13 protein-coding genes are annotated in these 14,617 nt (G+C 70.6%); 11 read left to right on the top strand and 2 right to left on the bottom strand.

All coding sequences use genetic code 11. The annotated features are described in order from the left end of the window. The first annotated feature begins 5 nt into the window (after positions 1 to 5). From ABEA15_RS09255 to ABEA15_RS09235, 6 genes are all read left to right on the top strand, one after another. Positions 6 to 551 (top strand): S26 family signal peptidase, encoded by a 546-nt coding sequence (locus tag ABEA15_RS09255; protein ID WP_345556297.1) that lies wholly within the window; start codon positions 6 to 8, stop codon positions 549 to 551. Between the two features lie 10 nt (positions 552 to 561). Continuing rightward, on the top strand, positions 562 to 2,130 hold the full coding sequence (locus ABEA15_RS09250; RefSeq protein ID WP_345556296.1) for a helix-turn-helix domain-containing protein: 1,569 nt from the start codon (positions 562 to 564) through the stop codon (positions 2,128 to 2,130). A 524-nt stretch (positions 2,131 to 2,654) separates the two neighbouring features. Continuing rightward, positions 2,655 to 3,530 carry a GlxA family transcriptional regulator gene (locus ABEA15_RS09245; protein WP_345556295.1) on the top strand — a complete coding sequence of 292 codons (876 nt, stop codon included), beginning with the start codon at positions 2,655 to 2,657 and terminating at the stop codon, positions 3,528 to 3,530. Next, on the top strand, positions 3,434 to 3,676 hold the full coding sequence (locus tag ABEA15_RS25625) for a helix-turn-helix domain-containing protein (RefSeq protein ID WP_425579375.1): 243 nt from the start codon (positions 3,434 to 3,436) through the stop codon (positions 3,674 to 3,676). The genes ABEA15_RS09245 and ABEA15_RS25625 overlap by 97 nt, the downstream gene beginning before the upstream one ends. A gap of 63 nt (positions 3,677 to 3,739) precedes the next feature. Next, positions 3,740 to 4,618 (top strand): aldo/keto reductase, encoded by an 879-nt coding sequence (locus tag ABEA15_RS09240; protein WP_345556294.1) that lies wholly within the window; start codon positions 3,740 to 3,742, stop codon positions 4,616 to 4,618. A gap of 1,058 nt (positions 4,619 to 5,676) precedes the next feature. Beyond that, positions 5,677 to 7,152, top strand: coding sequence for an amidohydrolase family protein (locus ABEA15_RS09235; RefSeq protein WP_345556293.1), 1,476 nt, complete (start codon positions 5,677 to 5,679; stop codon positions 7,150 to 7,152). A 551-nt stretch (positions 7,153 to 7,703) separates the two neighbouring features. On the opposite strand, the gene ABEA15_RS09230 is transcribed toward ABEA15_RS09235, so the two are convergent. Continuing rightward, entirely contained in the window at positions 7,704 to 8,534 is an 831-nt protein-coding gene (locus ABEA15_RS09230) for a helix-turn-helix transcriptional regulator (protein WP_345556292.1), read from the bottom strand. 471 nt (positions 8,535 to 9,005) lie between these two features. Here ABEA15_RS09230 and ABEA15_RS09225 point away from each other — a divergent pair, with 471 nt between their 5' ends. The 3 genes from ABEA15_RS09225 (at position 9,006) to ABEA15_RS09215 (ending at position 10,636) form a co-directional block, all read left to right on the top strand. Continuing rightward, complete coding sequence (locus tag ABEA15_RS09225) at positions 9,006 to 9,785, top strand: SDR family NAD(P)-dependent oxidoreductase (protein ID WP_345556291.1); 780 nt, start codon at positions 9,006 to 9,008, stop codon at positions 9,783 to 9,785. 408 nt (positions 9,786 to 10,193) lie between these two features. Further along, positions 10,194 to 10,412 carry a hypothetical protein gene (locus ABEA15_RS09220; RefSeq protein ID WP_345556290.1) on the top strand — a complete coding sequence of 73 codons (219 nt, stop codon included), beginning with the start codon at positions 10,194 to 10,196 and terminating at the stop codon, positions 10,410 to 10,412. Beyond that, positions 10,412 to 10,636, top strand: coding sequence for a hypothetical protein (locus ABEA15_RS09215; RefSeq protein ID WP_345556289.1), 225 nt, complete (start codon positions 10,412 to 10,414; stop codon positions 10,634 to 10,636). The genes ABEA15_RS09220 and ABEA15_RS09215 overlap by 1 nt, the downstream gene beginning before the upstream one ends. 191 nt (positions 10,637 to 10,827) lie before the next feature. Here ABEA15_RS09215 and ABEA15_RS09210 read toward each other — a convergent pair whose 3' ends face one another. Next, the gene (locus ABEA15_RS09210; protein ID WP_345556288.1) at positions 10,828 to 11,811 is read right to left on the bottom strand and encodes a LysR family transcriptional regulator; all 984 of its coding nucleotides are present in this window, start codon (positions 11,809 to 11,811) and stop codon (positions 10,828 to 10,830) included. Between the two features lie 100 nt (positions 11,812 to 11,911). On the opposite strand from ABEA15_RS09210, the gene ABEA15_RS09205 reads away from it, so the two are divergent. Together ABEA15_RS09205 and ABEA15_RS09200 are read left to right on the top strand one after the other, a co-directional pair. Next, a complete protein-coding gene (locus tag ABEA15_RS09205) occupies positions 11,912 to 12,775 on the top strand; it encodes an alpha/beta hydrolase (RefSeq protein WP_345556287.1) in 864 nt (287 codons plus the stop codon). Further along, positions 12,772 to 14,217, top strand: coding sequence for an MFS transporter (locus ABEA15_RS09200; protein ID WP_345556285.1), 1,446 nt, complete (start codon positions 12,772 to 12,774; stop codon positions 14,215 to 14,217). Before ABEA15_RS09205 ends, ABEA15_RS09200 begins: the two co-directional genes overlap by 4 nt. Positions 14,218 to 14,617: the final 400 nt, after the last annotated feature.

Here is a 14,617-nt window from a genome sequence, read left to right as displayed (position 1 = left end):
TGGACATGGTGGTTGCCGCAACCGGAGCAGCGGTGGTGCTGGCGGCGCTCGCCGCGCTCTCGTGGGCGGGGCGCCGCTACGCTGCTATCACCGTCGAGGGGCACAGCATGCGGCCCGCGCTGGAATCGGGGGACCGGGTCCTCATCCGGCGCGGTGCCCGCCGCGCGGGCAGGGGCAGCATCGTGGTGGTGGTCCGCCCCAGGATCCAGTCCGGTTGGACGGAAAGCGGCCCCGTCGAGCGGAGGCTCGCCGGCGGCGAGTGGTCCATCAAGCGCGTGGTCGCCGTGGCCGGAGACCCCTACCCGGAGCCGATCGACCGCCCCGGGCTCGTTCCGGAGGGGCACATCGCCGTCCTCGGCGACGACCCGGTCAGCGTCGACTCCAAGCACCACGGGCCCTGCCCGCGAGACCGGGTCCTGGGCGTCGTGGTGCGGCGGCTCGGCTCCCGGGACGCCCGCCCTGCGGCGGCCGGCGCGGCCGCGCCGCACGGAACCGCCCCCGGCCGCGGAACCGAGCCCGACCGCGGCGGTATCCGACCGAAACACCAGTGAGCACGGGACGATGAGGACAGAGACGACGAGCGGCCCCGGTCGGCACGCCGAGGATGAGGCCGCGGACCTTCGGGAAATGCAGCGCGTGGTCAACGCGGCCGACGGCGTGCAGGGCCTTCTGCGCTGGCTGGCCCACCGGTTCGGCGGTAAGGCCGCGGTCCTGGACGCCGGCGGACTGGTCAGGTGCTCCTTCCCCGCGGAAGCGGCGGGCGCCGCCTGGGCGGAGTTCGCGCCCGCCGCTCCCGGCGGAGACGCGCGCCGGCGGCCGGGGCAGGGCGTGCAACCGGTTCTGGAGCGCCGGACGCGTTCGGCGGTGCTCGACGTGGGCGTGCACGAGACCCATGTCATCGCCTTGGACGACGACCGGCCCGGGCCGGCGCTCCTGGTGTCTGTGCCCGGTCGGCTCCCCTCCGGCGCGAGCGGCTTGCTGATCGATGCGGCCCGGCTCCTCGGCCTGCGATGGCGGTTGGACGAGGCGGAGCGGCAGCAGCGCGTTCTGGCGGTGGCCGGCAACCGCGCCAGGGAGGCGGTGGTCCAGCTCCTCATCGTGGGCGCCACCGAGGAGGCGACCCGGGTGGCGGACGTCCTCACTCCCTCCCTGCCGGAGCGGGTCTGCGTCATGGTGGTGGACTCCCCGCCGGAATGCCGCAAGGACGTCGTCGACCGCTGCGTCGCCGCGTCGAAGGGCGCAGCGTGGGTGTTGCGCTGCCGGGTGTACAAGCGGCACACGATCGTGGTCGCCCCCAACGGCGCGGCCTCCGACGGCCGCCCGACCGCCGCCGCCCGCTTCGACGGGGTCCTGCGCGACCTGATCGACGACACCTCCGGGATCAGGATCGGTGAGAGCCCCGGCCTCGCGCTTGGCGACGTCGGGATCGGCTACGAGCGGGCGTTCCAAGCCGTGGCGGCGCAGCGGGAGGCGGAACGCCACGCGGTGTTCGATGGTCGTGGGGAGCTGCCCCGCGTCCTCGGCGAGGAGGCCCACGAGTGGGCGCGAGCGCTCCTGAGCCCGCTTCTCGACTATGTGCCCGAGCGGCGCCAGGACCCGGACGGTCGGGAGCTGCTGTTCACCCTGCGCGCCTGGCTCGACTTCCGCGGCGGCGCCGCGCGACAGCTCAACCTCCACCGCAACACCGTCAACAGCCGCCTGCGGCGCGTCGAGGCGCTGCTCGGAGTCACGCTGTCCGACCTGATGGCGTCGGCCCGGTTGCACCTCGCCCTCCGCGTTATCGCCGAGCACCGCATCCCTCCTCCGGAGACGGGCGCGACCGCCCCACCCGACCTGGCGCTTCTGCTCAGCACCGAACCGGTGCACCGATGGGCCGATGAACTGCTGAAACCCATCCGCGACGGGCGGGACGACTGCCTGGAGCCCACCCTGCGCGCCTGGCTCGACTGCGACGCGAATCTGGAGAGCACCGCAGCCTCGCTCGGGGTATCGCCCACCGGCGTCCGCAAGAGGCTGGTCAAGCTCGAGAATGCACTCGGCCGGTCCTTGCTGAAGGGGCGGTCGGCGCGCTACGACCTCGCGATCGCAATGAGCGTCGCCGACAGCCATTGCAGGAGCCGCGGTCTCTGACGGCGCCCGGACGGAGCGTGTCGACCACCCGGTGCGCCTGCGTCGAAGTACGGCGCGGAACGGTGGTTCGGAAATGGACGGCTCTTCCTTCGACTGATGCGCAGGTGATGTGCGCGGTGGCGACGCGGTGCCGGGCGTTATTGCGCTGACCGGCGCCGAAAACGGTCCGTCGACCGCGGACGCGCCTATCTTCATGGGCTACGCTAAAACGTTGACGTCGAACTCCACGCCCGCGCCCGTCCGACGTCGCCCCCTCGCTGACCAGGAACGCAAGGTGCAGGCCGACGACGTCGTAGGACCGCACGGCGGCACCCGCCTTCATGCGATAGATCGCCGACGGGTCCAGGCGCAGCGGTTCGCGGCCAGCGCTGCGGCGCCTGGAATCGTTCTGCGATCGGAGAACCCGAAGAGGCCTGGCTACCAGTCCTTTCCGGCCACTGAAGGCAGCGATCCAGAAGCAGCTCCCGGCTCCTTCGGGCGCCGGAACCCGCAGTTCTTGGCACCGATACCCCTAAGGACGTCCATTGGGCACCGACGACCATTGCCACTCGGGTCCGACAGTCCGCCACCGGGTCGCCGTGCTCGGCCTCGACGGAGTCGGCACGTTCGAGGTGGCGCTGGCCGTTCAGGTCTTCGCCGCCGCGAACGACCACGCCGGCGTTGAACTGTACGAGGTTGCCGTGGTCGGCCCCGACCGGCCAGTGGTCACGCGGACCGGATACGCCACCAGCTACGCCCTGCTCCCGAATCAGGTGCTGACATGGGCGGAATCCGCACACACCGTCGTCGTTCCCGCGGTTCCGGCCCTGCTGAGCCCCCCGCCCGAGATCGCCGCCACCATCCTGCGCGCGCACGCCGGCGGCGCCCGGATCGTGGCACTCTGCCTGGGCACCTTCCTGGTGGCCGATACCGGCTTGCTGGACGGTCTCCATGCGACCACCCACTGGCACTGGGCCGATCAGCTCGCCGCGTCCCATCCCCGGATCCGGGTCCACGCCAAGCGCCTTTTCGTCGAGAGCAGCGGAATCTTCTCCTCCGGGGGCGGCACCGCCGCGCTGGACCTGCTTCTGCACCTGGTCGAAAGGGACCAGGGATCCGCACTGGCGACGGAGATCTCGCGATTCATGGTCGCCCCGCTCCGCCGTGACGGCGACCATGCGCAGGACACAGGATGGAACGTCCCCGAGCGCCCCCGTTCCGTGGTGGACACCTTGCAGTGGGCGGAAGAGCACCTCGACGAGGGGCTCACCGTCGCCGGGCTCGCGCAGCACGCCGGAATGAGTGTCCGCACCTTCTCCCGGCAGTGCCGCAACGCCCTCGGTATCCCCCGATCGAGTGGCTGCAGCGAGCTCGGGTGCGGCGCGCCCAAGAACTGCTGCAACGCACGAACTGGACCGTGAACCGCATCGCTGAAGCCAGCGGTTTCCGGTCCGAATCGGCGCTGCGCTACCACTTCACCAGACTCGCCGAGATGCCCCCGGGACAGTACCGGAGCCGGTTCGGTGCCGCCCGTGGCGAGCGGCCCACAACGGTCCGGCTGACCTGATGTTGAACGTTTGTGGCCGACATCAGGCAGCGCAGCGGACTTCGCTTGGCCGAAACTCGAGGCATGAGCGACACACGGACGACGACCGGCGCGGACTCGGTCAAGATCGCAGACAAGACGGTCTCCCGGATAGCCTTCGGCGCCATGCGACTGGCGGATTCCGCGATCTGGGGTCCCCCGGGAGACCGCGACCACTCGATCCGGTTGGCCCGGAAAGCGGTGGAACTCGGCGTCGACCACATCGACACCGCAGACAGCTACGGCCTCGGCACCGTCGAGGAGATTCTGCGGGAGGCCCTGCATCCGTATCCTGACCACCTGCTCATCGCCACGAAAATCGGCCAGGTCCAGCCCCGGCCCGGCGAGTGGGTACCTGTCGGCCACCCCGCATTTCTGCGCCACCAGTGCGAGATGAGCCTGCGTCGGCTCGATGTGGACCGGATCGACCTCCTCTACCTGCACCGCGTCGACGCGAACGTGCCCTTCGCCGACCAGGTAGGCGCGATGAAGGAGTTGCAGGACGAAGGCAAGATCGCCCACTTCGGCCTGTCCGAGGTCGGACAAAAGCAGATCGAGGACGCCCGCGCCATCGTCGACGTCGCCGCGGTGCAGAACATCTACAACCTCTCGACTCGCCTGTGGGACGACGTCGTCGAGTACTGCACGCGCGAACGCGTTCCGTTCGTCCCGTGGTTTCCGATCATGAACGGTGAGCTTGCACAATCCGGCGGTGTTGTCGCAGAGATCGCGGCTGAGACGGGGGCGACGCCGGCGCAGATCGCATTGGCCTGGCTGCTGGCCCGTGCCGACATGATCTGTCCCATTCCCGGCACGTCTTCGATCGCGCACCTCAAGGAGAACGTCGAAGCGTCTTCCCTGCGCCTGACCGATACTCAGATCAGCAGGCTCAGTGAGCCTTCCGCGGGCCTGGCGGGCCAATGACGGCACAGGACGAGCGGTTATGCCGACGGTTTCCGCAGTCGTCGCTGCTTCCCGCGGCCTACCGCTACACCGGCGAAGGCCGGTGCCGTCGGCGGTGGCGTGCCGGTGGCGATCAGTTCGTCGGTCCCAGGCCGACGGCCTGCTGCTTGCCCGTATCCGCGATCCCCGCTCTCCAAGCCGCTGGCCGCCGAGCGCCTTGTCCCCAGCAGAAACACGCGTGCACGGAACGCCATCAACTGAAGTAGTGCATACTCGAACTGACGAGCAATGTCATTGAAACAAAAAGAAGGAAACCGGTCGTGAACACCCGAGTAAAGACATCATACTGAGAATCTCTAATTTTCTCGTACTTGCGCCGCAACATAGGCACCCTCGACACTGAAAACATTTGCAAATGGTGCCAGTATCTAAAATTCGCAAACGAAGCAGCCAGAAAGATTGTGGCAACCATCAATATGGCAACATATTGCATACCGTCCATTGATCACCTTTCGTCAGAAATACACCTAGTCTGGCCTGCTCCGCTTTGCTCCGGTGATTTTCGGGCTGCTGGCCAGTGGCGGGTCGGGCGCTGATCTGGGGAATCGACACGGTGCCGATATAAGAGCACCGACGGAGCAGCGGCGCCACTGCCGCCGGTCGCCTCGCAACCCCGAAAGGGGTGATGGCGTGCGAAAAGGTGGTGCGCCATCAAGGACTCGAACCTTGAACCCACTGATCAAGAGTACGCTCCGCGGCGTCTGGTGAATGCCGGTTGATGCCGTGGCTTGGCGTTTTCTCACCTCAAGATAGCGGGACGGTTACGGCTGACACCGCCCTATGCCGGTCCGGTCCCCAACATCCGAGCACCGACGGAGCATCCGATGCGGGTATCGGCGGGTGCGGCGGGCTCCACGGTTTCGCCGCGGCTTGCACGCACGTCCCTCAGCGGGTTACCAAGGGCGCAGGAGGCAAACGGACCCGCGCAGGGGTGCCGGCCGCCGGCGCACCGGCGAAACGCCCCTCCACCGCGCGCGTCCCGAGCCCGGCCAGACCTCTCCGCGACGAGGAGCGAGCAGGTGCCCACCGGACGCACCGTCGTCCGCGACGCGGCGGTCCTCACCGCGGACCCCGCCAACACGGTCCACCAGCACGGGACGCTCGTGATCGAGGACGGCCGCCTGGCCGAGGTCCGCCCCTCCGAACCCGACGACGGCGGCCAGCCCGCGGACACGGTCATCCACGGCCGCGGCAAGCTGGCGCTGCCCGGACTGGTCAACGCGCACACCCACCTGGAGATGACCGGAGTCCAGGGCGCGTTCAGCGACCTGTCCACGCTGCGCCTGGGCATGGAGGCCACCGCGCTCTTCCGCCGCTCCGAGGCCTACGCCGAACTCGCGCGCGCCGGCTGGGCGCTGGGCCTAGTCAACATGCTCACCTCCGGAATCACGCTGTTCAACAGCATGGACCGCGATCCCCGCCCCGGCGCCGATGCGGTCGCCGAGAGCGGGATGCGGGCGGTCATGGGTCCGATGCTGGCCGACCTGATGTTGCCGGAACCCGTCGAGGCCCAGGTCGCGCAGGCCGAGGAGTTCGTTGCCGCCTACCACGGCAGCGCCGACGGGCGGGTGCGTGCCGCCGTCGCCACTCAGGGAGACCTCTGGTGCACCGGCGAACTGTGGCGCGCGGCCGCAGCGCTGGCGCGCCGGCACCCCGAGGCGCGCGTGCACACCCACGTGCTGGAGACCGGGCAGTCGCAGGCGATGGCGCGATCGCAGGGCTATGCCTCAAGCGTCGAACTGCTGGAGGAGCTGGGCCTGCTCGACGAGCGGACCATGGTGGCCCACTTCGTCAACGCCCGCGCCGCCGACGTACGCCGGGTCGCCGCAGCGGGCGCGTCGGTGCTGCACTGCCCCACGGGACTGGCCTACTACGGCACCGGCGAGCGCGCCTGGCCGCCGATGCGGGCGCTGGCCGAGCACGGCGTCGCGGTCGGGCTCGGCCTGGACGATCCGTACTGGATCGACTCCTGGGACCTGTTCCGCGAAGCCAAGCAGGCGCGCGTGATGGCCAACCACCACTTCGGCGCGCCGCAGCTGGACTCGGACCGCCTGGTGCGCATGCTCACGATCGACGGGGCGCGGGCGCTGGGCCTCGGCGACGAGGTCGGCAGCCTGGAGCCGGGCAAGCAGGCCGATGTGGTGCTCGCCGACATCGACCACCCCCGGTTCGAGCCCTACACCAACCTGCCCGCCCTCGCCGTGAACGCGCTCACGGCCGATCGTGTGGAGTCCGTGCTGGTCGAGGGGCGGGTGCTGGTCAGCGGCGGCCGCGTGCAGACCTTGGACAAAGGCGCCGCCCGCGACGACTTGCGCCGCACCGCACACGAGATCGCCGAGAAGACCGGCTGGCACCTCGGCCCCGCCTCCGCCATTCCGCCCCGGATCACCGGTACCATCCGCCGCTCGGCTGGTCCCCTCCTGGGCATCGCCGCCCGTGTAGCCACCCAGACCACGCGCGAGCGCCTGCGCCGCGGCCCGGGCGCGGATACGTAGCCGGAGGGTGGCGGCGGTGGCCGAGGCGTTGGTGGGAGCGATTCCACGGCACGTGGCCAGGGCGAGGTCCCGACTTGTGGAGCGCCCCGACCGAGGTCGGCTAGCTCCGTCTGCTTTGGCCGGGTGAGCGGTGCCGTGGGCCCGACGATGCGCAGATGCCCGTCCGGGTGGTTCCGGCCGAGGAGGAGCGTCCCTCGGACACCGACGCCCCCTATGACACCGCCGACGGTGACAGAAGAACTGGGCGCCGTATCGGAACACTGACGTATGCCGCCGCGATCGCCCGCTGAAAGCCCGCCGCTGCCGTCATCTAGTGTTGTCAAGCAAATACGCAGGTAGAGGAAAGCTCAGCGAGTTGAATCGGTAGTGGGGCCCGGTCGTCTTGTGGCCGGCCGTACGGCCCTGAGCTCGCATAGCTACGGCGAACGAACACGTAGCTCAGAGTGATGACTGCAACGCTTGGTGATCAGACGACCGTGGCCGGCTCGCCTTTCGTCGTCGGTGGCGGTCTCGAATAGTCCACAGCTGCGGACGGTGCGGCCCTCGGTCGGTCATCCGGTGAGCAGCTGCGTCCCTATCACGGAAAGGAGCGCAAGGCGGTCGGCGCCTTCGGTGCCGGGCTGAGCTGTGTAGACCATAATGCGCAGGTCGCTGCCGGCGACGCTGAGGACGTCACAGTCCAGGGTGAGGGCGCCGACCTGAGGGTGGTCGATGGTCTTGCGGCCGGCTTCGTGCTCGCCGACGGCGGCGGATTCCCACAGATTGTCGAATTGGGTGCTGCGGCCGCGTAGTTCGGCGATGAGGGAACGCAGGTGCGCGTCGTCTGGGTAGAGGCCGGCGGTGCGGCGCAGGTCGGCGACCTGCGCCGCTTGGAGTGCACCCTTCGATTCGGTGGTGTGGCGTACGCGGTTGTACGGGTTGAGGAAGTTGCGCCAGACCGCGTTGAGGTCGTTGCCGTGCCATTCCCCCATGAGTGCCGTGTAGAGGGAGTTGGCGAGCAGTTGGTTCCAGGCGGCGTCGAAGACGGCGACCGGTGTTCCGGTCAGCCGGTCCAGCATGCGGTGGACACCGGGGGTAATGTGCTGCGGGACCGTGCCGGGGCGCGGTGGGGCGAGGCCGGCCAGGCGGAAGAGGTGGTCCCGTTCGTCCTGAGTGAGTCGCAGGGCGCAGGCGAGGGCTTCAACGATCTGGCGCGAGGGGTTGGTGGCGCGTCCCTGTTCCAGCCGGATGATGTAGTCGGCGGAGATGCCGGCCAGCTGGGACAGTTCCTCGCGGCGCAGCCCGGCGGTGCGCCTGCGTCCGCCCGCGGACAGGCCGACGGCCTGGGGCAAGACGTGGTCGCGCCAGTGACGCAGGGCCGCGCCGAGTTCTGTGGTCGCCATGCCCTCGATTGTGGCAAGAGAGACGTTCACCTGTCCTGGTACCGCCGTTCCCATGAAAATGGGTGTACTACCTAATCATCCGTTTCCTGCCGACCGTGGAAGCATGACAAACCACGACCACAGGAACGGTCCGTCGTGGGGTTCATCGGGCCGGGTGACCCGGGCCTGCCCATGGCCACCGCGATCGCATAAGCGGGGCTTCCCCTGCGCGCCTGCGCCCGGCACCCTGCCTCCCTGGACGGCCTCGGTCAGCTTCCCCACCAGCAGCACGACAGGGTCGGTGAGCCAGCTGCCGACTGCGACATCGTCTGCCTGTGCGTGCGCACCGACGACGACGTTCTCCGTCGGCGACCACCACCTCGGTGACGACCAGCCCGAGGCCGTCGCCGAGCAGTACCGCGCCGAACTCACCTGGCTCCACCAGGGCCGCACCCCGGCCACTTCGGCCGACACCCGAAAGGAACAGCACTCATGAGCAAGCTCGCCCTCGTCACCGGCGCCACCTCCGGCATCGGCAAGGCATTCGCCGAACGCCTCGCCGCGGACGGTTACGAGCTGATCATCGTCGGCCGCAACAAGGAGCGCCTTGAGGAGTTCGCCGCCACCCACACCGGCGTCAAGGTCCGCACAGTCGCTGCCGACCTGTCCACCGACATCGGCGTCGACACCGTCGCCGAGCTCTGCGCCGGTGAGCCGCTGACCATGCTCGTCAACAACGCCGGCGTCGCCCACTACATGCCGCTCGCCGAGTTGCCGGCCGACAAGGCCCGCGAACTCGTCCATGTCAAGGTGGTCGCCCCCACCATGCTCACCCGCGCCGCCGTCGCGGGCATGCAGGAACGCGGCGAAGGAAAGATCATCAACGTGGCCGGGATGATCGCTTTCAGCGGTCCCGCCGGCAAGTCCGTCATGCCCCGTCGCGCCGTCTACGCCGGCGCCCTGGCCCACCTCGTCGCCATGTCCCAGACCCTCAGCGCCGAGCTGGAGGACACCGGCGTCCAGGTCCAGGCGCTGTGCCCCGGCGTCGTCGCCACCGAATTCCACACGCGCCAGGGCCTGGACATGAGCGTGGTGCCCCGCATGTCCGCCGAGGACGTCGTCACCGCCGGCCTGCGCGGCCTCGAACTCGGCGAAGTGGTCTGCGCCCCGGGCGTCGAAGACGCCGGCCTCCTCGACGCCGTCTTCCAGGCCGACCTCGCTGCCTTCGGCGGACAGAGCCCGGAACTCGCCTCCCGCTACCGGATCAACTGAATCAGCCCACCACACAGCCCCGGTCGGCTGCGCTCCTCTATCAGGGGTGATACTTGCTCGACGCGCGCGGGGACGCACTGAAGCCTGCATGGACGCCGTCGGCGACGTCGGCCGGGGCGGTTCGATCGGCGATCCGGTGCGGGCAAGGCGATGCCGGCGTGGCGCGGATGTCCGATGGTGGATCAGTGCAGGTCACGTCTTGGCTGCGGCGTACCCGGACCACGCGGGCGAAGCGTCCCGGTCACGCACCCGGCAATGTCGATGCCGGCCAGCAGGCCGGCCACGGCATCGATCTCGGCCGTAGTCCGTCGCGGCGGAATCGTTCGGGAACCGGTCGGGGCACGCGTACGTCCGCTCCCCTGGAAGCCAGTTTTACGCCCCGGACACCGACAAGGGACGGAGACTTCCGTGGACGAGTTCATGAGCGGACTGAGCGATCCGCTGACCATCTTCGCGCTGCTCTACATCGCCTGTGCGATCGCGTTGATGTTCACGCCGACGTGGCGCCTCCTTCGGTCCAGTATCTACAGTGGGACCGAACCCTCATCCGGGACGATGTGGGTCCTGCGCCTCTCCCTGCTGTCGACCAGCCTGATGGTCGCCGTGTTCGCGGTGCTGTACCGGTGATGGCGGGGATCGTCGACGCCGTGCTCGACCCGATGCACCTGTTCGTGCTGGTCGGTGTGGTCGCGCAGATAGCGGTGCTGGTCAAACCGGAGATCGTCTGGCGGCAGCGGGGCCGGAACCGCCTCGACGCCCTGCCTCCCCGCCTGGCCACGGTGTTCGTTTGGACGACCCGAGGGGCGGCACTCATGGCCATCGTGGTGCTGGTCGCCTTCCCGTTCGTCTGACACCGGTGTGCGGGGGGCGCGTGCCGAGCGCTCTTCGCACACCGACACATGCGGGCGCGGGCGGAAAGTAGCAGGAGAATCGGATCCCGGACGTGCCGGCTCGCCGGTGCGAGAGACGGTGGCCGCGCCCGAGCCGGTCGGGAAGGTGCGGATTCGGGCGGGGCGACTCGATCGGGTGCGTGCAGCCGCGCTCAGCGATCCCGCCCGGGGCCGTCTCCGCGACGGGGCGGTTCGGGGTCGGAAGCAGTGCTGCGTTCCAGCCGCTGGTCGAGCGCGCGGCCGACGTCGGGGCAGTTGTCCCGAACCGTGTTCAAGAACGAATCCAGCACGCGGGAACGGTCGCCGGCGCGAAACGACAGGGTCAGGTCGGGCAGTTGTGTGCGCGGTGCCACGTCGCACAGCCAGACGTCCGGCCGCGCGTTCAGCCGCATCCGCGAGGGGCCCAGGCCGACTCCGACTCCGCACGCGGCCAAACCGGCGATGGTGTGCACGTCTCTGGCGACCGTTGCGGCCTCCAGCGTCCACGACTCGGGGCCGAGCAGCCGGCGCAACCCGACGGCGACGGCCGGCTCGTCCTCGCCCGGCGCGACGATGAGCTGTTGGCTGCGCAGCTGTTCCGACGTGATCGTCCGCTGTCCCGCGTAGGGGTGGGTGCGGGCCACCACGGCTACCAGACGGTCTCGGCCGATGGTGACCGAAACCAGCGACTCGGCGCCCGTTCCGCGCGGCGGCCCCAGTCCGACGGCCACATCCAATTCGCCCGCGACCAGTGCAGAGGTGCTCCGGCTCGTCGACATCTCGTGCAGAACCAGGCGCACGTCCGGCCGTTGCGCTCCGAACCGGCTCAGCACGACCGGCAGCGGGTCCAGCAGCGCGGAGGCGACGAACCCCAGGCTCAGCCGCCCCGTCTCCCCGCGGTCCGCCCGCGCGGCGTCGATCGCGGCGGCCGAGGCCTCGGCCAGCGATCGGCGCGCCCTGGTGAGGAACGCGTCACCCGCGGCCGTGGGGACGACGCCCCGTGCGGTCCGGTCGAACAGGCGGGCCCCGACCTCGCGTTCCAGGGCCGCGATCTGCTTGGACAACGGCGGCTGCGCGATCCCGACGGCCGCCGCGGCCCGGCGGAAACTCCCGTGGTCGGCGAGCGCCACGGCGTAGCGCAGGTGCCGCGCCTCCATACCGACTCCTCACGGGGCGAGTGATACCTCGTGGATATCTTGGGTTCCGCTGTCGACTATACGAGGACATGGCCGATGCCCACGCGTGTGGACTGAGGACATGACATTCACAGCCGCACCGACGGATACGCTGTTCGTACTCGTGCACGGAGCCTGGCACGGCGCCGCCCACTGGGGGCCCACGCAGCGTTCCCTCGCCGCCCTCGGCGCGTCCAGCGTCGCGCTCGACCTGCCCGGCCACGGGTTCGCCGCTCCGCTGCCCAGCGGCTACCTCGCGGCGAAGCAGCCCGGGCTGCGCACGGAGAAGTCGCGGTCGGCCGCGGTGACGATGGACGAGTGTGCCGACGCGGTGCTGGAGACCCTGCGCGGGGTGCGCGAGCACGCCCGCAATGTGGTCCTCGTCGCCCACAGCGCAGGCGGAGGTCCGGCTTCTCTGGCCGCGGAGCGCGCCCCCGCACTGGTCGACCGCACCGTCTACCTGTCCGCGTTCGTCCCGGGCGGGCGTCCTCGCTTCTACGACTACCTGTCCGCCCCCGAGAACGCCGGCGCCCTCGGCGGCGGCCTGCCCGTCGCCGACCCCGACGAGGTCGGCGCACTGCGGATCAACCCCGTCTCCACCGACCCGGACTACGTCGAGGAGCTGCGCCGGACCCACTACCACGACACACCCGCCGACCGCTTCGACCGGTGGCGGACGGCCATGAGTCCCGACCTGCCGATGGCCGTCCCGTCGAGCCCGGTCGTCCTCACCCCGCAGGGCTGGGGCCGCCTCCCGCGCACATTCCTGCGCTGCGCCGACGACCGGTCACTGCCCGCCGCGGTCCAAGACCTGATGATCGCCGAGGCCGACGCCGCGTTCCCCGACAACCCGTTCACGGTCCGGACGCTGCCGGGCAGCCACAGCCCTTTCGCCGCGCGCCCCGGCGAGTTGGCCGCCGCGCTCACCTCCGTCCGGTCCTCATGAACGCCGCGAACCCGCCTGCTGCGACCGCGGCCACCGGTCCCGCCGAGTCGAAGCTCGTGCTGCCCGTGGTGCTCAGCGCCACCTTCGTGCAGCTGCTGAGCGTGACGATCGCGCAGGTGGCCGCGCCGGCGATCCAGCGCGGCCTGGCTGCGGGGCCGGGCGAGGTACAGCTCGTGCTCGCGGGCTACACCCTCACCTACGCGTGCCTGCTGATCACCGCGGCGCGGCTCGGTGACCGCTACGGCCACCGCCGCCTCTTCGCGATCGGCACGGCCCTCTTCGCGCTCGCCTCCGCAGCGTGCGCGTTCGCTCCAACCCCGGCCGTGCTGGTCGCGGCCCGCCTCGTGCAGGGCGCGGGCAGCGGGCTCGTCGCTCCCCAGGTTCTCTCGATCATCCAGACGTCCATGCACGCCCACCGGCGGGCGCACGCGCTGGGACTGTACGGGGCGACGATGGGGGTGGCCTCACTCGCCGGACCGCTGCTGGGCGGGCTGCTGATCGGTGCGGATCTGCTGGGGTCGGGCTGGCGGCCGATCTTCCTGGTGACTGTTCCGGTGGCGCTGGCGGCCCTGGCGGGGGCGCGGGCGCTCCCGAGTTCGCGTCCTGCACCCGGGCAGGGGATCGACGCGGCCGGCGCGGTTCTCGCCACCGCCGGGTTCGGGATGCTGATCCTTCCTCTCGCCCTCGGGCCGGATGCGGGATGGCCGCCGTGGGCCCTGGGCAGTCTCGCTGGCGGCGCGGTCGTGCTGGTCTGCTTCGCCGCGACCCAGCGCCGCGGCGCCAACCCGCTGGTTCATCCCGCCGCCCTGCGCGACCGGACCGCGCGATCCGGCATCCTGCTGGTGCTCGTCTTCAACGCCGGCGTGCCGTCGTTCACCTACCTGCTGTTCCTGCACCTGCAGCAGGCCGCGGGCTACTCCGCCCTGGGGGCCGCGGTGCTGTCGGCGCCGTTCGCAGCCGCTGCCGTCGTCGGCAGCCGGTGCGCCCCGCTCCTGGCCCGCCGCCACGGCCCGCGGCTGCTGACGGTGTCCGCGCTGGCGCTGGCCGCGGTGATGGCGGGGCTGGCCCCGCTGGCGGACAGTGCGCCGGATCCCTGGACGGTGACGCCGCTGCTGGTTGCGGGCGGCGCGGGGTTCGGGCTGTTCACCGCCTCGGTGTTCTCCCTGGTGCTGGCGCGCACGACCGCGGAGACCGCCGGCTCGCTTTCGGGGCTGCTGCCCACCGCCCAGCAGCTCGGCGGGTCCGTCGGCATCACGCTGGTGTCCCTCGCCTACTTCGCGCCCGCCGCGGGATCCGGCGAGGCGTTCTGGCACGCGATGCTCTACCAGACCGGGGTCTTCGCACTCACGGCCGCGATCAGCCTGCGGTTGGGCCGCGGGAGTTCCACCCCGCCCGGCCCCGCGCACGCGGGAGTGGACCGGAGCTGCAGCAGGCGGCAATGACCGCTCACTGGAAGGTCCCGCGCACGGATGAGGGCGAGGGAGGGCCTCTGCCTTCGGAGAAGAAGCAGTGTGTTCGCGCGCTCCCTGCGCACGCGGGTGGTCCCGTGCGCCGCGACGGCGACGGGCACACTCGCTCGTGCCCCCGCCCGCGCCGCCGGACCGGGGGCCGGACCGATGGCGTTCGGTCCGGGCGTGTGGGCGCACCCCGGCCCGGCGGGCCGGCTAAGCGGAGCTACCGCCTAGCGGTGTACGCGAGCGGCGGCGGCGCCGGTCGGACCGGCTGCCGGACGGCGGCTCCACCCGGGGGTGGAGCCGCCCGAGATCCTGCCTTCGCAGGGCGGCGCTCCGGATTCGACCCACGCCACCGCACCCTCTCGTGTCAGGACGCGCTCGACGCCGC

Origin of the sequence: Streptomonospora halophila (genome assembly GCF_039542725.1) — a bacterium.
In the GTDB taxonomy this organism is placed as follows: Bacteria; Actinomycetota; Actinomycetes; order Streptosporangiales; family Streptosporangiaceae; genus Streptomonospora; species Streptomonospora halophila.
Note: the sequence above shows the minus strand (reverse complement) of the source record. Positions and strands in the feature narration are given on the sequence as shown.